Here is an 18,269-nt window from a genome sequence, read left to right on the forward strand (position 1 = left end):
GCCTCGCGTGGTGACCTGATCAGTTGCAGGTCGTGACGGACAGCGAGCTGTCGCCGCAGAGCAGCAGGCTCGCCCGGCTGCCGCCGCCGGTGCGGTCGGCGGGGGCCATCTCCAGGCCCTGAAGGTCCAGAAGCGCCATGTCGTGTCACCTCCTTCCGTGCTGGTCGGTCGGGTCGGTCGCCCTCGCATCGGCGAGGGAGTCGGTGGCGCCCGACAGGGGCGCGAGGAACGGCAGGGCCACCGGCGCGTCGTGCCGCGCGGCGGCCAGCGCCAGCAGCACGCCGGCGGTGCCGGTGCCGAGGTCCATGGACAGCCGCAGCAGCTGCTCGCCGGGGAACGCGGTCCCGTCGGCGTAGGGCAGGGCGTGCCAGGCCAGGCGCCGCACCTGCGTCGCCAGCTCCCGCCGCAGCCCCGGATCGTCGGGGTACGCCGCGAGGTAGGTGACGATGCCCGCCCGCCCGGCGAACAGGCCCGACTGCGCGTAGAACGGGGACCGGGCGGCGCGGCGCACGCCGGCGCTGGCCTCGGCGAACCGCTCGTCGGCCTGGTGCCGCAGGTACTGGTCGAGCACGAGCCCGATGCCGACGCTGCCCTGCCCCAGGTAGGGCATGGTGCGCCAGCCCTCGTTGACCTCCAGTGCGCCGTCGGGGCGTACCACGCAGCGGCGCAGGTCCTGCCGCAGGGCGGTCGCGGCGTGCTCCAGCAGGGACCGCTCGCCGGTCAGCTCGTGCAGCCGCACCAGCAGCAGCGCCGGCCCGGTCCGGCCGCGCAGCAACCCGGCGTACGGGTGCCTGCCGCCGCTGACCTCGGGCCCCGGATCGTCGGCGAGCTGCTCGATCACCCGCTCGGCGGCCCGCCAGGCCGCGTCGCGCAGGGCCGTCTCGCCGGTGCGACCGGCCAGCTCGGCCAGGTTGAGCGCGATCCCGGACAGGCCACCCGAGAGGCTGTGGTCCAGGCCGTCCAGCGGCTGGCGCAGGCAGATGTCGAGCACGTCGAGGGCGTCCTGCCGGCGGCCGAGCGACTCCAGGGCGTACGCGACGCCGTGCAGGCCGTCGTAGAAGCCGCACCGGGTGCCGGCGGCGGGCGACGTGGCCCGGCGGACCAGCCACCGCTCGTGTTCCGGCCAGCGTCCGGCGCCGCTGACGTGCAGGGCGTACAGGACGCCGGCGGCACCGTGGGCGAGGTTGAGCCCGCCGCTGCGGAACTGCTCGATGTCGCCGGGGAAGAGCCGGTCGTCCCGGCCGGGCGTCGCGCTGGCCAGGATCGCCCGGGCGAGCCGGTCGCGGTGCTCCGGGCCGACGTCGACGGTGAGGTCGGGGGCCGGGTCCTCGGTCGGTTCGCCGGTGATCTCGGCCACGGCGGCGTCGAGGAGCTCCCTCGGCACCGGGAAGTGGGTGGCGATCACGTCGGCGAGGTGCGCGGCCTTTGCCGGCGCCAGCCGCACCAGCTGGGTCAGCGGCAGGAACAGCGCGAGCCGCAGGCAGGCCAGGGCGTAGCGGTCGACGGCGGGACCCGTGCGGTCCCGGGGCGCGGCGAAGCCCTGGTTGCGCAGGCCGGGCCGGCGGTGCCCGTCGATCGGGGCGGCGACCTCGAAGTCCACCAGCGCGATCCGGTCGTCCGGGCGCACCATGACGTTGAACAGGTGCAGGTCGCCGTAGACGAGGCCCCGCTCGTGGATCGCCGTGACGACCTGTTCGACCTGCCGGTGGACGTCCAGCGCCCACCGGGTGTAGTCGGCGCGGTCGGCGTCCGTGGCGTCGGCGTCGATCAGCGGATACCTGTCGACGAGGACCTTGTTGAGCGCGCGGCCCTCGATGAACTCCAGCGCGAGGAACCGGTGCTCGCCGAGGGTGAACTCGTCGTGCACCCGGGGCACCTGCGGCAGGTCGGCGAGCCGGCGCAGCGCCTCGGCCTCGCGGGCCAGCCGGGCGACCGCGTCGGCGCCGTCGGCGTCCAGGCCGGCGTGCGGGCGGGCCTCCTTCAGCACCACCTGCGTGTCGGTGCGCACGTCCCGGCCCACGTAGAGGCCGCCGCCGTTGGAGAAGTGGATGACCTTCTCGATGCGGTACGGCACCTCGTCGGTGCTGGTGGCGTTGCGGGCGGCCAGGTGCGGGCCGAGGAAGTCGGGCAGCGTCACCCAGGACGGCACGTGGAAGACGGGATCGCGGCGGTCGGGCACCAGGGTGCCGCTGTCGTCCTCGATCGCGGGGACCACCTGGCCGTCGGGGGAGTGGCAGAAGCGGGCGGCGAAGCCGCCGTAGCGCACGTGCACCGGGCCGGCGCCGTGACGCAGGTCGCTGAGGATGTACGGGCCGGGCTCGCCGGCGAGCAGCTCGTCGAGCTCCTTGCAGACCAGCTCCAGCTCGGCGTCGTCGCGGGGGTAGACGGTGACGAACTTGCCGCTGGCCGCCCGGGAGGCGTACTTGGAGTTGCGCAGCAGCAGGGTGCGGGGGCCGCGGAGGAACTTGAACGACAGCCCGCGCGGGACGCAGTAGTCCCAGACCGTCTCCAGTACCCGGTCGGCGTTCGCCAGCGTCGCCGAGACGTGGATCTTCCAGCCCTGCTGCGGCAGCGAGCCGCCCTCGGGGGCGTAGATCAGCCAGTCGTCGAGCGGCTCGGAGCGCCAGCCCTCGGGCACGGGCCGTCGGGCCGCCGCGAAGGTGGGCTGCTCCACCGCGTTGCCGAGCGAGTCGTAGAACAGCCGGTCGGCGGCGCAGTAGCTGTCGTAGCGATCGTCCACCGTGACCACTCCTTCCGCTGTTCGGTCGAGCCCTCGGCCCTGCTGACGGATACGAGTCTGTCCGTTCGGCCCATGGCGGCTCCAGTGTGATCAGTCATGACGATGGATGCGTGCCGCACGGGCCGCCGTGACAAATGTCAGGCGTACCGGGACGGACGCCCGCCGTGCCGGGCCCCGCCGCCCTGCCCGGGCCGGGCGGTGCGGGCACCCTGGTCGGTGGCGGTACGGTGCTCGCCGTGACCGCAGACGATCACCCCTGCGCCGCCGGCGGGCCCGTCGCCGTGCTGGCCAACCCGACGGCGGGACGGGGCCGGCACCGAGGGCTCCTGCCGCAGCTTCTGCGCCGGCTCGCGACCGCCGGCCGACCGGTGCGCCTGCTGCACGCGCACAGCGCCGACGAGGCCGAGGCGGCCTGCCGCGCGGCGGTCGCCGACGGCGCGTCCGCCCTGGTCGCGGTGGGCGGCGACGGCACGGTGCACCGCGCGTTGCAGGCGGTCGCCGGCACGACGGTGCCGTTCGGCCCGGTGCCGGCCGGCACGGGCAACGACTTCGCGGTCGACACCGGCTTCCCGGCCGACCCCCTCGCCGCCGTCGACGTGATCGCGGCGGCGTTGCGCGACGGCCGCGCCCGGCCGGTGGACCTGGCGCGGCTGACGGGCGTCGACGGCACGCACCGCTGGTACGGCGCGGTGCTCGCGGCCGGCTTCGACGCGATCGTCAACGAGCGGGCCAATCTGATGCGCTGGCCGCGCGGCCCGCGCCGCTACGATCTGGCGATCCTGGTGGAGCTGGCCCGGCTGCGCCCGCGCCGCTACACGCTGCGGCTCGACGGGGTGGCGCACGAGGTGGACGCCGTGCTGGTGGCGGTGGGCAACTGCGCCAGCTACGGCGGCGGGATGCGGATCTGCCCCGACGCCGATCCGACCGACGGGCTGCTCGACGTGGTGGTGGGCGGCCGGTTCGACCGGCGCACCCTGATGCGGGTCAAGCCGCGCATCTATCGCGGCACCCACGTGACGCATCCGCTGGTGCGCAGCCACCGTGCCCGCACGGTCGAGCTGAGCGCCGAGGGCATCACCACGTACGCCGACGGCGAGCGGTCGCTGCCCCTGCCGGTGACCGTCACCGCCGTCCCGGGCGCCGTCCTCCTGCTGCGCTGATCCCCGGCCCCCGGGGGAGTCAGGCGGCGGCGCGGACGATGCGGTCCAGCCACTCCGCGAGGAGGGCGCGTTCGGCCGGGGTGAGGTCGGTGGCGAGCTCGTCGAGGGCGGCGCGCAGCGCCACCGCGTACCGCACCGGGTTGCCGGCGCGGGAGGTCGCGCGGGCGGCGGGGGAGTCGGTGACCAGCGCGGCGAGCACCGCTTCCCGGGTGCGGTCCGACAGGGCGGGATCGCGCCGCGGCGGCGGCGTGCGGATCAGGGCGAGGGTGACCCCGCAGGCGGCGGCGTGCAGCATCTCCGTGGCCTCGTCGACGCTTGCCCGCAGCCGGCCCGCCTCGGCCACCCGGTGCACGAGCTGACGCAGGATGTCGGCCGCGACCCGGGCGGCGGTCGGCGTCTCGCCGGGGCGCGGGTCGCCGTACATGAGGGCGTGGAAGGCGGGGTTGGCCACGCCGAAGCCGACGTGCACGTCCCAGCCCCGGCGCAGGTCGTCGACCGGGTCGCCGGCGAGGTCCCGGGACGCCTCGGCGTGCAGGTACGCGGCGAACCCGTAGCTGGCCGCCGCGTCCAGCAGGCCGCGCATGTCACCGAACTGCCGGTAGATGGTCGGCGCCTGCACGCCCGCCGCCCGGCTCACCGCGCGGGTGGAGACCGCCTCCCGGCCGCCCTCGGCGAGCAGCGCGGCGGCGGCGCGGACGATCCGGTCCCGGGGCGACGTCTCGGTGATCATGACAGCGACGATAACGCCCTCATGTTATCGACGCCGGCTAGCGCCGCTGTCGTCCGCGCGTTAACGCCGCTAAACCCGTGGTCAGTGCCGCTTTCATCCCGCCGCCAGCGTCGTTGTCGCCCTGCGTGCAGGGGCGCTCCAGCCCTGGGTGGAGCGTCGCTGTCGCCCCGCCGTCAGCGCCGCTGGTCGACGCCGGCCACGTCCAGCACGGTGCCCAGGCCGTTCGGCCGCCCCGCCTCGGCGGCCGGCAGCACCAGCACCCCGCAGCCGGCCGCGACCGCCCCCGCGTCGGCCGGCGTGTCGCCCACCATCAGCGCGCGCTCCGGGTCGACGCCGAGCATTCCGCAGGCGCGCAGGAAGATCCCCGGGTCCGGCTTGCAGCGCCCGACCTCGTACGACAGGGTGAAGGCGTCGACCAGGTCGGCCAGCCCCCACGCCGCGAAGATCGGCCGGATGTCGAAGCCGATGTTGCTGACCACGGCCACCGGGACGCCCGCGGCGCGCAGGGCGGCCAGCGTCGGCGCGGTGTCCGGGTACGGCACCCAGCCCTCGGGCACCAGCACCCGCTCGTAGAGCGCCTCGGCGAAGCCCTCGATGCCGGCGTCGACGGTCTCGGCCAGCCCCGTGTAGGCGCCCCGGTGGGCGTGCGGGTAGAGATCCCGGTCGGCCCACAGCTCGGCCAGCCGGGGCGGCACGCGGGCCGGCAGCGGACCGCCCGCCCGGCCCGCCGTCAGGAGCCGGTCGGCGAGCGCGGTCGCGCGCATCCGCTCCAGGGTCACCCCGCAGGAGGCGGCGGCGGCGAGCACCCACTCGCGCGGCTCCTCCACCTGGGCCAGCGTGCCGTGGAAGTCGAACAGGACCGCCTCCACCGGGCGGCGGGACGGGCCGGGGCCGACGGCGTCGTCGGCGCCGGGTGGGGCGTGGGGCGGTTCGGCGTGGTCCGGCACGTCGTGCACCCTACCGACCGCCTCCGACCCGGCTGTCGGTTGGCCTTGTCGCGTGGTCACCGGCGGCACGCATTAATCTTGGAGACATGTCGAGCCCCGCCGAGCGGTACGCCGCGGCGCGCCGCCGGGCCGCGCAGGCCTCACAGTTCCCGGCGCTGGACGAGTTCGCCCTTGACCTGGGGTTCGATCTCGACGACTTCCAGCGGGAGGCGTGCCAGGCGCTGGAGCGGGGCAGCGGGGTGCTGGTCTGCGCCCCCACCGGCGCCGGCAAGACCGTCGTCGGCGAGTTCGCCGTGCACCTGGCGCTGCGCGGCGCGCCCGCCACCGCTGCCCGCGCGTCCGCCGACGCCACCGCTGCCCGCGTGCCCACGACCGCCAACGGTCCCGGCGCGGACGACGAGGTGGTGCCGGCGGCCGGCGGGGAGGTAGCCCCGTCCCCGGCCGCGCCCCGGCGGCGCAAGTGCTTCTACACCACGCCGATCAAGGCGCTGTCGAACCAGAAGTACCACGACCTGGTCGACCGCTACGGCGCCGAGCAGGTCGGGCTGCTCACCGGCGACAACGCCATCAACGGCGACGCCCCCGTGGTGGTGATGACCACCGAGGTGCTGCGCAACATGCTCTACGCCGGCTCGGCCACCCTGGAGGGCCTGGCGTACGTGGTGATGGACGAGGTGCACTACCTCGCCGACCGGTTCCGCGGCGGGGTGTGGGAAGAGGTGATCATCCACCTGCCCGCCTCGGTCACCCTGGTCTCCCTGTCGGCGACGGTGTCCAACGCCGAGGAGTTCGCCGACTGGCTGGTCACCGTGCGCGGCGAGACCGCCGTGGTGGTCAGCGAGCACCGGCCGGTGCCGCTGTGGCAGCACATGCTGGTGGGCAGGCGGATGTTCGACCTGTTCCACGACGCCGACGCGGCCCGCAAGCACGACGTGCACCCCGAGCTGCTGCGCTACACGCGCGACACGATGCGCCGACTGGAGCTGGGCGAGGGGCGCAGCGCCGGCCCGGGTGGCGGTCGGCGCGGGCCGCGCTGGCGCGGCCCGATGCGCCCCGACATCGTCGACCGGCTCGACCGGGAGGGCCTGCTCCCGGCGATCCTGTTCATCTTCAGCCGCGCCGGCTGCGCCGCCGCCGTGCAGCAGTGCCTCGCCGCCGGCCTGCGGCTCACCTCGCCGGAGGAGCGGGCGGAGATCCGCCGGGTCGTCGAGTCCCGGGTCACCGCCATCCCCGGCGAGGACCTGTCGGTGCTCGGCTACTGGGAGTGGCTCGACGGGCTGGAGCGCGGCCTGGCCGCCCACCACGCCGGCATGCTGCCGGTGTTCAAGGAGGTCGTGGAGGAGCTGTTCGTCCGCGGCCTGGTCAAGGCGGTCTTCGCCACCGAGACGCTCGCGCTGGGGATCAACATGCCGGCCCGCTGCGTCGTGCTGGAGCGGCTGGTCAAGTACAACGGCGAGGCGCACGTCGACCTGACCCCGGGGGAGTACACGCAGCTCACCGGCCGCGCCGGCCGGCGGGGCATCGACGTCGAGGGGCACGCCGTCGTCGTCTGGTCCCCGGAGACCGACCCCCGGCACGTGGCCGGTCTCGCCTCCACCCGCACGTACCCGCTGCGGTCCAGCTTCCGGCCGTCGTACAACATGGCGGTCAACCTGGTCGGCACGGTCGGCGCCGAGCCGGCCCGGGCGCTGCTGGAGTCGTCGTTCGCGCAGTTTCAGGCGGACCGGTCGGTGGTCGGCCTGGCCCGCCAGGTGCAGCGCAACACCGAGACCATCGAGGCGTACGGCGCGGAGGCGGCCTGCCACCACGGCGACTTCGACGAGTACTTCGCGCTGCGGGTGGCGATCGCCGACCGGGAGCGCGCCATCGCCCGGCAGGGGCAGAGCCAGCGCAAGGCCGCGGCGGTGGCCTCGCTGGAGCGGCTGCGGGTCGGCGACGTGATCCGGGTGCCGTCGGGCCGGCGGGCCGGCCTGGCGGTCGTGCTCGACCCGGCCACCGGCGGCTTCGGCGAGCCTCGGCCGCTGGTGCTCACCCAGGACCGCTGGGCCGGGCGGGTCAGCCCCGGCGACTTCACCACGCCCGCCGAGGTGCTGGCACGCATCCGGGTGCCGAAGCACTTCAACCACCGCTCCCCGGCCGCCCGGCGGGACCTGGCCGCCGAGGTGAGCGGCACCGGGCTGGACCGGCACGGCGGTCGCCGGGGCGGCCGGTCCCGGCAGGCGGTCGGCGAGGACCACCGGCTCAGCCAGCTCCGCGCGGAGCTGCGCCGGCACCCCTGCCACGCCTGCCCGGACCGGGAGGAACACGCCCGCTGGGCGGAGCGGCGCCGCCGGCTGGAGAAGGACACGGAGGAACTGCGGCAGCGGGTGGCCGGGCGGACCGGTTCGCTGGCCCGTACGTTCGACCGGATCGTCGCGCTGCTCACCGCCCGCGGCTACCTCGCGCCCGACGGCGCGGTGACCGACGCCGGCCGGATGCTCGGCCGGATCTGGACGGAGGCGGACCTGCTCGTCGCCGAGTGCCTGCGACGTGGGGTGTGGGACGGGCTCTCCCCGGCCGAGCTGGCCGCCGCCGTGTCGGTGGTGGTCTTCGAGGCCCGTCGGGACGTCGACGAGCGGGCGTCGCTGCCGCGCGGCCCGGTGGCCGAGGCGGTCGACGAGACCCTCAAGCTGTGGAGCGAGATCGAGGCCGACGAGGCGGCCCGCGGCCTCGCCGTCACCCGCGAGCCGGACCTCGGCTTCGCCTGGCCGATCTACCGGTGGGCACGCGGCGAGGCCCTGGCCAAGGTCCTCGGCAGCGGCCACGAGATCGACGGGGAAATGCCGGCCGGCGACTTCGTCCGGTGGGCCCGTCAGGTGGTCGACCTGCTCGGTCAGCTCGCCGACTCTGGCGGCGCCTCGACGGAGCTGAGGTCCACCGCCCGGCAGGCGATCGCCGCGGTCAACCGGGGCGTGCTGGCCTACCACGCGGCGGCCTGACCGCCAGTCGGCGGATCGGGTCCGTCGGCTGCCCACGGTCCACGGCGTCACCGGTGCGGCCGACGACTGCGCCGGCGCGATGCACGTCGCGCGGTCGTCTGGTTCACCGACCGAGCTGCTCCGCGGCGACGGCCGCGCCCGCGTCGAGGCCGAGGAGCGACAGGCAAGCCGACAGGTCGTTGAGGCGGCGGGCACCCACCCGCACCGCGAACGCCTGCCACAGCATCCTGATCTTGGGATCCAGCCCTTCCTCCACCAGTTCGGCCGTACGCTCGACGGCCTCGGCCTGCCCCAGCGTGCCGGGCGTCGGGACCTCCGCGTCCTTCCGTCCTGCCAGCCAGGCCAGCCCGGTGGGCAGGGAGCGCCGCAACGCCTTCTCCGCGCTCGCACTCCCAGCCGAGCAGGCCGATCGCGGCGTCGACCCCGATCTCGGGGTCCCAGCCGAACGCGTCGAACAGTGGTAGCCGACCGCCGATGAGCCGCATTCCATACGGGGAGCCCGTCAGCACCTCAAGCACGGCCGGAGGCGGTGCCTCGCCGCCCAGGACCATGGAGAGGGAGTTGGCGTAGCAGTACGGCCCGGAGCCGACATAGGTGGCAGACCTGCCTTCAATGTGCCGCCTGACACGGTGCCAGGGGCAAGCCGGTCTGCGCCTGCCTCGTCACGGCCATCGAGGGCACCGGTGACACCGCTGTTCGGCGTGCGCCAGGCATCACGGCGCCAGGTGGGTCAGGTTGAGCCGGGCCAGCCGGTCGGGGTCGGACAGGATGTCGATCGTGACGATCCTGCTGTCGGAGATGGTGAAGTTCATGACGGAGATCAGCTGGTCGTCGATGGTGTTGACCAGGCCGGCGAGGCCGTTGACGAGCGCTGGGTGGGTGGTGGCGCTGGTGGCCATGCGCTGGAAGGTGGCGGCCTGTCCGGCCACGGCCGCGGCACCGCGGATGACCTTCATGCCGCCGGTGAGCACGCCGCCGTCGGCGCGCAGCACCACGTCAGGGTCGAGGATGGCCAGCAGCGCGTCGAAGTCGCCGCCACGCGCGGCGGCCAGGAACGCGTCCACCACCCGACGCTGACCGCTCAGGTCAGGGTCAGGGCTCGGGGTCGCGCCGCGGACTCGTTGGCGCGCCCGGCTGGCGAGTTTCTTCGCTGCCACGGGTGTGCGGTCCACGATGGGCGCGATCTGCTCGAACGGTAGACCGAACATGTCATGGAGCACGAACGCCAGCCGTTCGGCCGGGGTCAGGGACTCCAGCACGACCAGCAGCGCCAGCCCCACCGAGTCGGCCAGCAGCACCTCCTGCTCCGGGTCGGCGGCTCCCGCGCGGCTGATCAACGGATCGGGCAGGCGCTCCTCCAGCGGCTCCTCGCGCCGGGACTTGCGGGCGCGCAGCATGTCCAGGCACACCCGGCCGACCACGGTCGTCAGCCAGCCGCCGAGATTGTCGATGTCACCCGAGTCCGAACGTGCCAACCGCAGCCATGCCTCCTGGACCGCGTCCTCGGCCTCGCTCAGTGAGCCGAGCATGCGGTAGGCGACCGTCTTCAGATGGGCTCGGTGCCGCTGGAACTGGCCGGCCAGAACGTCTTGGGGTGTCACTTGCATTCCTCTCGCTTCAGCCACGTCAGACTGCTGACGCGTCAAAGTAGGCAGAGGTGACCGCGAACGCACACGGTCACCTCTGCTTCAGGCCATCCGTCATGCCGGCGATCAACACTCACTTACGAAGGGTTGCCGACGATGGGCAGGATGGATGTCCGCGGAACGGCCGCGGACGGCTTCGAACCGGTGCGCGAGGCGTTCGCCGCGGTGGTGGCCGAGCAGGACGGCCAGGCGGGGTCGCAGCTGGCCGTGTACGCGCACGGTCAGCTGATGGTCGACCTGTGGGCCGGGGACGAGGTGAGCGGTGACACGCTGACCGGGGTCTACTCCTCCACCAAGGGCGCCGCGACGCTGGTGGTGGCGCTGCTGGTGCAGGAGGGTGTCCTCGATCTCGACGAGCCGGTGGCCCGGCGATGGCCGGAGTTCGCCGCGGCCGGCAAGGATGGGATCACGCTGCGGGACGTGCTGACTCACCGCTCCGGCGTCATCGGCGTCGACGGCGGGCTGTCGGCAGCCGAGTTGGCCGACGATGCGGTGATCGCGCGCCGCCTGGCCGGGCAGCGGCCGTACTGGCGTCCGGGTTCGGCCTACGGCTATGGCGGGTTCGTCTCGTTCGCCATGGTGAACGAGGTGATCCGGCGGGTGACCGGCCGGTCGCTGCAGCAGGTCTACGACGAGCGCATCCGGACCCCGTACGGGCTGGATCTCTATCTGGGGCTGCCCGCAACTGAAGAGAAGAGGTTCCGCCCGATCCAGTGGTGGACGGCAACGCCGGAGCAGGAGGCCGCGTTCTGGTCGAACCTGCCCGGCCCGCACAGCATCCTCGGCGTCGGCTACGGGCTCAACAGCACGCCGCCGCTGGACCAGGCCGCCTTCGCCAACACCCGCGTCGTCCGCGCGTCCGGCCAGGCGTCGGCCGGTGGGGTGGGCAGCGCGCGCGGCCTGGCCGGCCTGTACGCAGCGGCCGTATGGGGCATCGACGGACGCCGTCCGCTGCTCAATCCGGACACGATCGGGGAGTTCTCCATGCTGCACTCCGCCGGCAGCGACCTGGTCCGCGGCGACCAGGGCAACTACGCGCTCGGGTTCCAGGCCAAGGGCCTGCGGTACGGGTTCCTCAGCGCGAACGCGTTCGGTCACGACGGCTCGGCCGGTTCGGAGTCCTTCGCCGATCCCCGCACCGGCATCGCGTTCGGCTACACCCGTCGCCGTTTCGGCTTCGGCTGGTCCTACCCCGAGCACGACCTGCTCGCCGCCGCCGTCCATCGCGCCGCCACCGCCTCCTGAGGAACCGGCATGACCTCGCATCTCGATACCCGCGACACCCGCCTGGCCCTGCTGGTGATCGCCGCCGCGCAGTTGCTGGTGGTGATGGACGGCACCATCGTGACCGTGGGCCTGCCCGTCATCGGAACCGGGCTCGGCATCGCCGAGGCCGACCTGGACTGGGTGCTCACCGCCTACGCCCTGGCCTTCGGTGGCCTGCTGCTGGCCGGCGGTCGCGCCGGCGACGTGTTCGGCCGCCGCAGGATGTTCCGCGCCGGACTGGTCGTCTTCCTGGCCGCCTCTCTGCTGGGCGGTCTGGCCGGCAACGGCACCGTGCTGATGGCCGCCCGCGTCCTGCAGGGTGTCGGCGCCGCGATCGTCGCTCCGGCCGCGCTGTCCCTGCTGGCCGACACCTTTGCCGCCGGGCCGGCGCGCAACAGGGCGCTCGGTGTCTACGGCGCCATGGGCGGCCTGGGCTCGGTTGTGGGCCTGCTGCTGGGCGGCGCGCTCACCGAGTACTGGGGCTGGCGGTGGATCATGTTCGTCAACATCCCCATCGCGCTGCTGGTCCTGGCCGGGACATTCGCCCTGGTGCCCGGCACCCGCGAGCGCGGCGGCCTCGACCTGCCCGGAGCGGGCACGGTGACGCTCGCCCTCGGTGCGCTGGTGTACGCGATCAACCGGGCCGGGTCGCATGGCGTCGGCGACGGGCTCACCGTGACCGTCGGCGCGATCGCCGTGGCGCTGCTCGTGGTGTTCGCGCTCGTCCAGCGCAGCGCGCGCCGCCCGATGCTGCCGTCAGGCGTCCTGGGCGACCGCGGCAGGCTCGGTGCGAATGTGGTGATGCTCCTGATGGGCGCCGGGCAACTGGCCACCTTCTACTTCCTCACCCTGTACATGCAGACGATCAAACAGTACCCGCCCATGATCACCGGCGTGGCCTATCTGCCGTTCGCCGTAGGCATAGGCCTCGGCTCCGGCGTCGTCGGCCCCAGACTGCAGGCCCGTACCTCTACGCAGGTCGTTCTGGCGACCGGGACGGCGGTGGCCGCCGCGGCGATGGGCTGGTTCAGCCTGCTGACCCCGGACCAGAACCCGCTGCTCGTGTTGCTGCCCGCGCAGCTCGCCGGCGGCATCGGCCTGGGCATCGGCTTCGTCGCAGCCACCATCGGCGGCGTCCAGGGTGTCGCATCGCGCGACTCGGGCATCGCCTCCGGCCTGGTCAACACCAGCCAGCAGATCGGCGGTGCCCTCGGCCTGGCCGTCCTGGCTGGCATCGCCGTCAACGTCACCACGAGCCAACCGGCAGGTACCCCCCTGCCCGACGCGCTCACCAGCGGCTACACCGTCGGCATGCTCGGCGGGGGCGGCTTCTACCTGGCCGCGATCCTTGCCGCCGTCCTCCTCCTGCGTCCCCGGCCCACGAACCGGCACACCGAGCGCAAACCGGAGGCCCTCGGGAGCATGCCCGGATGAAGTCGACCGTCTCGCCGGTCACCTTCGGCCCATTCGATCCGTCAGAACAGTGATCCACGACCCAAGATCAAGGAAGGAATGCCCATGACCGTCACCGAGTCGCGCCTGCCCAACCCCGCCGTGCTCGTCCCCGAGCTCAAGGACGTCGGCGGCGCTCTGTACAAGGCAACCGGGAACGGCACGATCCCGCAGATCACCATCAGCCTGGTCCAGTTGCGCGCCGGTCAGATCGTCGGCAGCACCTACCTGACCGTCCTGCACACCGGCAACCTCCGCAAGGCCGGCGCCACCGAGGAAAGCATCACCGCCGTGGCGTCCTGGCGGGACGCGCCCTACTTCACCGACGCCGAACGCATCGCGCTGGAACTGGTCGAGTCCGTGCTCACCCCGAACCCCTTCGGCGAGCGGGTCCCCGACGAGCTCTACTCCCGGGCGTCCGAACAGTACGACGACAAGGCGCTCGCCACGCTCATCATGGCCATCGGCCAAGTCTGCTTCTTCCTTCCGCTGGCACTCATCGGCAAGCCGCTGCCGGGTGTGTCGCCGGCGGAGCAGTGGAGGCCGTAACGCCGAAGACGCCCCGGGCCAGGATGCGGCATCTCGCCCGGAGGCCAGATCAGGGCCGGGCCAGGCGGCTCGCTCGCCCCACCCCCGGCTCGTCCAGCAATCCACAACCCGAGGAAACGGATCATGCACGCGCGAATGGCCAATCCGGCCTACCTGGTACCGGACGCGGGACACGCGATCGGGGCCCTCATGCGGGCCATGCAACACGACATGGAGCAGGGTGTCGTTCCGGCGGCGACGCTGATGCTGGCCGCCGTGCGCGGTAGTCAGATCAACGGCGGCAGCGCCTGCCTGTACGCCGACGCAGCCGAGGCCAGAAAGGCCGGGGTCACCGACGACCAGCTGATCACGGTGGCGGCATGGCGGCAGTCGCCGTACTTCACCGACGCCGAACGGGCTGCCCTGGCGCTGGCCGAAGCGGCAACCCGCATGAACGACCAGTCCGACGACGCCGTCCCCGACGCAGTCTGGAACGAACTCGTCGAGCACTACGACGAACGACAGCGCGCCACCCTGATCCTGTGGATGGCCACCAGCAACCTCTTCAACACCATCAACAACATCATCAAAGATCCTGCCGGCACCACCTGGAACTAGCCGGGTCCTCCTGCGCGGCTGCCCCTCGGGTAGCCGCGCAGGAGCGGGCTCGCAAGCCGGCATGGACGCTGACATCCCGCGACAGCAAGTGGGAGCCGCGCAGCGGCAAGACGTCCTCTCCGCACCTTCGGCGATCTCCAGGGCTCCCCGCGCCGTGCTCTCGACCATCACAACCAGATGGCGCTGAACCAGCCGTCTCGGGCAGGTCGTGGAATGGTCGCAGCCCGGAGCCGACATCGGCGTGGGACGTTCTCGCTGTCTGCCGCGGAGATGTGGGTCAGCATCTCGTCGGGCCGCGCGTCGAGCCGGAATCCTCCGGGTGGCGGGTAGCGGGCGCCGGCCGCGCGGGACGATGATGTGCGGGTGGCCGATCCCGTCGCCGACGTCGCCGCCAGCACACCCGGCCACGCCACGCCCGCTCGGCGGCGGCCCACCCCGCCAGGTCCCCGGGCCACCGGCCCCTGGTGGGTCGCGGCGACCACGACGACGGTCCTCCTGCTGCTCTCCGGCCGCTACGGCCACCACCGCGACGAGCTCTACTTCCTGCTCTGCGGCCGACACCTCGACTGGGGCTACGTCGACCAGGGCCCGCTGGTGCCGGCGCTGGCCCGCCTGGCGGACACGATCGCGCCGGGCAGCCTGACGGTGCTGCGGACCCCGTCGGCGTTGATCGGCGGCGCGGCGGTACTGCTGGTCGCCGCGATCGCCCGCGAGTTCGGCGCCGGGCGCGGCGCGCAGACCTACGCCGCGTTCCTCGCCGCCACGGCCGGCATCGTCCTCGCCGGTGGTCACCTGCTCAGCACCACCAGCGTCGACCTGCTGGTCTGGCTGGCGGCCGCGCTGTGCGCGGCGCGGATGCTGCGCACCGGGGACAGCCGTTGGGCGCTCGGCGTCGGGCTCGCGCTCGGCGTCGGCATGCTCAACAAGCTGCTGCCGGCCCTGCTCGCCGTCGGCCTGCTCGCCGGGCTCCTGATCGCTGGGCCGCGTCGGCTCCTGCGCGACCGGTGGGTGCTCGCCGCCGCCGCGGTCTTCCTGCTGCTCGCCGCGCCGACCCTGATCTGGCAGGCGGCCCACGGCTTCCCGCAGCTCTCGGTGGCCGCCTCGATCGCCGCCGGCGACAGTTCGTACAGCGGCCGGCTCGACGCGCTCGTCCTCCAGTTCGTCATCATCAGCCCGTTCACGGTGCCGATCTGGGTCGCCGGGCTGGTGGCGCTGCTGCGCCGGCCGGCCTGGCGGGCGTACCGGGCGCTGGGGTGGGCCTGGCTGGTGGTGGTCGCCGTCGTGCTGCTCGCCGGCGGCAAGGGCTACTACGACGCCCCGCTGCTGCTGGTGCTCACCGCCGCCGGGGCGGTCGTCACCGTCGGCTGGGCCGCCCGGGGTCGACGGCTGCCGCGCCGGGCCCTGCTGGCCGTGGGCGCCGCGCTGACCGCCGTCAGCAGCGCGGTGCTGCTGCTGCCCGTGCTGCCCGTCGACCGGCTGCCCGGCTTCGTCGTCGCCGCCAACTACGACGTCGGCGAGACCATCGGCTGGCCCGCCTTCGCCGACTCGATCGCGGCCGTGCACCGGGGCCTGCCCGCCGACCAGCGGCAGCGCGCCGTCATCCTCACCGCCAACTACGGTGAGGCCGGTGCCGTGGCCCGCTACGGCCCGGCGCGCGACCTGCCGCCCGCCTACTCGGGCCACAACAGCATGGCCGGCTTCGGCCGCCCGCCGGAGACCGCGGACGTGGTCCTCGCGGTCGGGTTCGCGCGGCCCGACCGGCTGCGCGACTGGTTCTCCGAGGTCACCCTCGCCGGCCGGGTGGACCAGCGGGTCGAGGTCGACAACGACGAGAACGGCGGGCCAATCTGGCTCTGTCGTGGCCTGCGGCGTCCGTGGGCGGAGATCTGGGACACCGAGGTACGCCACCGCGGGTGACGGGCGACCGAGCGCGCGAACACCGCTACCGCCGGCAGGCTGCCCGTCACCAGGTTGGTCGACGTCCCCGGGCATTACACCTGGGGCGTACCCAGGTCGGCGATCAGGACGCCACGCAGCCGTTCGTACGTCGGAGCCAATCGGCGCAGCCCGGCCGCGAGCGCCACGTCGTCACCCGACACGAGCGGACCCTGCAGGCCACCGACGATACGGGCCTGCTCCGCGGCGACGGCCGCGCCGGCATCGAGGCCGAGGAGCGACAGGCAGGCCGACAGGTCGTTGAGGCGGCGGGCACCTACCCGCACCGCGAACGCCTGCCACAGCGCCCTGATCTCGGGATCCAGCCCTTCCTCCACCAGTTCGGCCGTACGCTCGGCGGCCTCGGCCTGCCCCAGCGTGCCAGGAGGGACGTCCACGTCCTTCCGGCCCGCCAGCCAGGCCAGCCCGGTGGGCAGGGAGCGCCCCAACGCCTCCTCCGGGCCGACCTGCTCGCGCCGGGTGAACCCGTGCCGCATCCGGAACGGCCGCTCCAGGTAGGGGATCAAGTCCCCGCGCCACGCCTCGGCGAAGGCGTCGACCGGCAGCGTGGCGTACGGGTAGCCCTGCGGGTCGTGCACGAGCACGGTGTCGTCGCCCACCTTCAGCACCACCACGTAGTGGTCGGCGCCGACCGCCTTGCCCGACCCGGGCTGGTAGGACAGCAGACCGAGTTCGAGCGGCCCGGCCAGCACCGGGCCGTCCTGGCAGGCTCGGCGCAGCCGGTCGAGCGCCGCTGCCGCCGTCCCGCCGTCCGCGCGCTCGCACTCCCAGCCGAGCAGGCCGATCGCGGCGTCGACCCCGATCTCGGGGTCCCAGCCGAACGCGTCGAACAGTGGCAGGCGACCGCCAATGAGCTGCATCCCGTACGGGGAGCCCGTGAGCACCTCGATCACGGCCGGAGGCGGCGCCTCGCCGCCCATGACCATTGCGAGGGAATTGGCGTAACAGTACGGCCCGGAGCCGACATAGCTGGCAAACATGCCTCGCATCGTGCCGCCTGACACGGTGTCAGGGGCAAGCCGATGTGCGTCTGCCTCGTAACGTGCCCTCGCCTCGAGAGCACCGTTGACTCGGCGGGGATCGGTGTGCGCCAGACACCACGGCTTCAGGTGCGCGCGGCTGATCTTGGCCAGCCGGTCGGGGCCGGACAGGATGTCGATCGTGGCGATCCTGCTGTTCGGAGATGGTGATGTTGGTGACGGGGCAGCACCTGGAACTGGCCGGGTCCTCCTGCGCGGCTGCCCCCTCGGCAGCCGCGCGGGAGCGGGCTCGCAAGCCGGCACGGGCGCCGACAACGACCGTCCGACGTGCTTCAGGCCGGCTGGGCGAGGGCGTCGACCAGGCGGCGCGCGGAGCCGGCCAGGTTCCACTCCTCGGCCAGCGCCAGCAGCCGGTCGGGGTCGGCCGGGGCGGCCGGCAGCTCCGTGACCAGCTCGGGCAGCGGCACGTCGAGGGCGACCCGGACCACCTTCGGCGCGACCGCCAGGTAGTCCCGCGCGGCGGCGAGCTTGGCGCGCAGCCCGGGGGCGAAGCCGGAGCCCGGATCGTCAAGTGCGGCCAGGATGCCCGCGATGTCGCCGTACCGCTCCACGAGGCGTGCGGCCGTCTTCTCGCCGACCCCCGGCACCCCGGGCAGCCCGTCGCTGGGGTCGCCGCGCAGCGCGGCGAAGTCGGCGTAGCGGGCGGCCGGCACCCCGTAGCGGGACCGCACGGCGGCGTCGTCGCAGTCGTCGAGCTTCGCCACGCCCCGCCCGACGTAGAGCAGGCGCACCGGGCGGGCGTCGTCGACGAGCTGGAACAGGTCGCGGTCGCCGGAGACCACCTCGACCGGCGCCGGCTGCGTCACCGACAGGGTGCCCAGCACGTCGTCGGCCTCGTAGCCGGCCGCGCCGACGTGGGTGATGCCGACGGCGTCGAGCACCTCGAGGATCAGCGGCACCTGCGGGGAGAGCGTGTCGGGCACCACCTCGCCGCCCTCGGGCGCCAGCCGGTGCGCCTTGTACGACGGCAGCAGCGCCACCCGCCAGTCGGGCCGCCAGTCGTGGTCCATGGCGCAGACCATCCGGTCGGGCCGCCGGGTGCGGATCAGGGTCGCCAGCATGTCGAGGAACCCGCGCACCGCGTTGACGGGACTGCCGTCGGCGGCCCGGGCCGCGGACTCGGGGATGCCGAAGAAGGCCCGGAAGTAGAGGCTGGGCGCGTCGATGAGCATGATCGGGGGTCGCTGTGCCACGCCCGACAGCCTGGC

15 protein-coding genes are annotated in these 18,269 nt (G+C 73.8%); 7 read left to right on the forward strand and 8 right to left on the reverse strand.

Annotated elements, in window-relative coordinates:
* Positions 1-19: 19 nt before the first annotated feature.
* Together GA0070606_RS30535 and lanKC are read right to left on the reverse strand one after the other, a co-directional pair.
* Positions 20-139, reverse strand: a complete 120-nt coding sequence (locus GA0070606_RS30535) for a SapB/AmfS family lanthipeptide (protein ID WP_013734295.1) — start codon at positions 137-139, stop codon at positions 20-22.
* A gap of 6 nt (positions 140-145) precedes the next feature.
* Positions 146-2,740: a class III lanthionine synthetase LanKC gene (lanKC, locus tag GA0070606_RS30540; protein ID WP_245724879.1), complete on the reverse strand. Its 2,595-nt coding sequence runs from the start codon at positions 2,738-2,740 to the stop codon at positions 146-148.
* A gap of 227 nt (positions 2,741-2,967) precedes the next feature.
* On the opposite strand from lanKC, the gene GA0070606_RS30545 reads away from it, so the two are divergent.
* The gene (locus GA0070606_RS30545; RefSeq protein WP_425413116.1) at positions 2,968-3,900 is read left to right on the forward strand and encodes a diacylglycerol kinase; all 933 of its coding nucleotides are present in this window, start codon (positions 2,968-2,970) and stop codon (positions 3,898-3,900) included.
* A 19-nt stretch (positions 3,901-3,919) separates the two neighbouring features.
* Here the strand turns inward: GA0070606_RS30545 and GA0070606_RS30550 are convergent, their stop codons facing one another.
* Both GA0070606_RS30550 and GA0070606_RS30555 read right to left on the reverse strand, forming a co-directional pair.
* Complete coding sequence (locus GA0070606_RS30550) at positions 3,920-4,630, reverse strand: TetR/AcrR family transcriptional regulator (RefSeq protein ID WP_091106722.1); 711 nt, start codon at positions 4,628-4,630, stop codon at positions 3,920-3,922.
* Between the two features lie 173 nt (positions 4,631-4,803).
* Positions 4,804-5,577, reverse strand: a complete 774-nt coding sequence (locus GA0070606_RS30555; RefSeq protein WP_091108425.1) for an HAD family hydrolase — start codon at positions 5,575-5,577, stop codon at positions 4,804-4,806.
* An 86-nt stretch (positions 5,578-5,663) separates the two neighbouring features.
* On the opposite strand from GA0070606_RS30555, the gene GA0070606_RS30560 reads away from it, so the two are divergent.
* Positions 5,664-8,555: a DEAD/DEAH box helicase gene (locus tag GA0070606_RS30560; RefSeq protein WP_245724881.1), complete on the forward strand. Its 2,892-nt coding sequence runs from the start codon at positions 5,664-5,666 to the stop codon at positions 8,553-8,555.
* Between the two features lie 103 nt (positions 8,556-8,658).
* Here GA0070606_RS30560 and GA0070606_RS32800 read toward each other — a convergent pair whose 3' ends face one another.
* Complete coding sequence (locus tag GA0070606_RS32800) at positions 8,659-8,925, reverse strand: hypothetical protein (protein WP_176737482.1); 267 nt, start codon at positions 8,923-8,925, stop codon at positions 8,659-8,661.
* A 343-nt stretch (positions 8,926-9,268) separates the two neighbouring features.
* Positions 9,269-10,156, reverse strand: coding sequence for an RNA polymerase sigma factor SigJ (gene sigJ / locus GA0070606_RS30570; RefSeq protein WP_425413076.1), 888 nt, complete (start codon positions 10,154-10,156; stop codon positions 9,269-9,271).
* A gap of 150 nt (positions 10,157-10,306) precedes the next feature.
* On the opposite strand from sigJ, the gene GA0070606_RS30575 reads away from it, so the two are divergent.
* The 5 genes from GA0070606_RS30575 (at position 10,307) to GA0070606_RS30595 (ending at position 15,982) form a co-directional block, all read left to right on the forward strand.
* Positions 10,307-11,446 (forward strand): serine hydrolase domain-containing protein, encoded by a 1,140-nt coding sequence (locus GA0070606_RS30575; protein ID WP_245724882.1) that lies wholly within the window; start codon positions 10,307-10,309, stop codon positions 11,444-11,446.
* 9 nt (positions 11,447-11,455) lie between these two features.
* A complete protein-coding gene (locus GA0070606_RS30580) occupies positions 11,456-12,901 on the forward strand; it encodes an MFS transporter (protein WP_141721892.1) in 1,446 nt (481 codons plus the stop codon).
* A gap of 84 nt (positions 12,902-12,985) precedes the next feature.
* Positions 12,986-13,468 carry a carboxymuconolactone decarboxylase family protein gene (locus GA0070606_RS30585; protein ID WP_091106725.1) on the forward strand — a complete coding sequence of 161 codons (483 nt, stop codon included), beginning with the start codon at positions 12,986-12,988 and terminating at the stop codon, positions 13,466-13,468.
* A 123-nt stretch (positions 13,469-13,591) separates the two neighbouring features.
* Positions 13,592-14,065: a carboxymuconolactone decarboxylase family protein gene (locus GA0070606_RS30590; protein WP_091106727.1), complete on the forward strand. Its 474-nt coding sequence runs from the start codon at positions 13,592-13,594 to the stop codon at positions 14,063-14,065.
* A gap of 363 nt (positions 14,066-14,428) precedes the next feature.
* The gene (locus tag GA0070606_RS30595) at positions 14,429-15,982 is read left to right on the forward strand and encodes a glycosyltransferase family 39 protein (RefSeq protein ID WP_091108429.1); all 1,554 of its coding nucleotides are present in this window, start codon (positions 14,429-14,431) and stop codon (positions 15,980-15,982) included.
* A 74-nt stretch (positions 15,983-16,056) separates the two neighbouring features.
* Here the strand turns inward: GA0070606_RS30595 and GA0070606_RS30600 are convergent, their stop codons facing one another.
* Positions 16,057-17,001: a cysteine peptidase family C39 domain-containing protein gene (locus tag GA0070606_RS30600; protein WP_091106729.1), complete on the reverse strand. Its 945-nt coding sequence runs from the start codon at positions 16,999-17,001 to the stop codon at positions 16,057-16,059.
* 332 nt (positions 17,002-17,333) lie between these two features.
* Positions 17,334-18,233, reverse strand: coding sequence for a 5'-3' exonuclease (locus GA0070606_RS30605; protein WP_091106730.1), 900 nt, complete (start codon positions 18,231-18,233; stop codon positions 17,334-17,336).
* Between the last annotated feature and the right edge of the window lie 36 nt (positions 18,234-18,269).

The organism is Micromonospora citrea, from assembly GCF_900090315.1.
Classification (GTDB): Bacteria; Actinomycetota; Actinomycetes; order Mycobacteriales; family Micromonosporaceae; genus Micromonospora; species Micromonospora citrea.

What these genes read in the sequence shown, in the direction of transcription:
- GA0070606_RS30605 (WP_091106730.1), bottom strand. Translation starts at nt 18,233, where the DNA reads ATGCTCATCGACGCGCCCAGCCTCTACTTCCGGGCCTTCTTCGGCATC.
- GA0070606_RS30580 (WP_141721892.1), top strand. Translation starts at nt 11,456, where the DNA reads ATGACCTCGCATCTCGATACCCGCGACACCCGCCTGGCCCTGCTGGTG.
- GA0070606_RS30590 (WP_091106727.1), top strand. Translation starts at nt 13,592, where the DNA reads ATGCACGCGCGAATGGCCAATCCGGCCTACCTGGTACCGGACGCGGGA.
- GA0070606_RS30535 (WP_013734295.1), bottom strand. Translation starts at nt 139, where the DNA reads ATGGCGCTTCTGGACCTTCAGGGCCTGGAGATGGCCCCCGCCGACCGC.
- GA0070606_RS30560 (WP_245724881.1), top strand. Translation starts at nt 5,664, where the DNA reads ATGTCGAGCCCCGCCGAGCGGTACGCCGCGGCGCGCCGCCGGGCCGCG.
- GA0070606_RS30575 (WP_245724882.1), top strand. Translation starts at nt 10,307, where the DNA reads ATGGATGTCCGCGGAACGGCCGCGGACGGCTTCGAACCGGTGCGCGAG.
- GA0070606_RS30600 (WP_091106729.1), bottom strand. Translation starts at nt 17,001, where the DNA reads ATGTTTGCCAGCTATGTCGGCTCCGGGCCGTACTGTTACGCCAATTCC.
- GA0070606_RS30585 (WP_091106725.1), top strand. Translation starts at nt 12,986, where the DNA reads ATGACCGTCACCGAGTCGCGCCTGCCCAACCCCGCCGTGCTCGTCCCC.
- GA0070606_RS30550 (WP_091106722.1), bottom strand. Translation starts at nt 4,630, where the DNA reads ATGATCACCGAGACGTCGCCCCGGGACCGGATCGTCCGCGCCGCCGCC.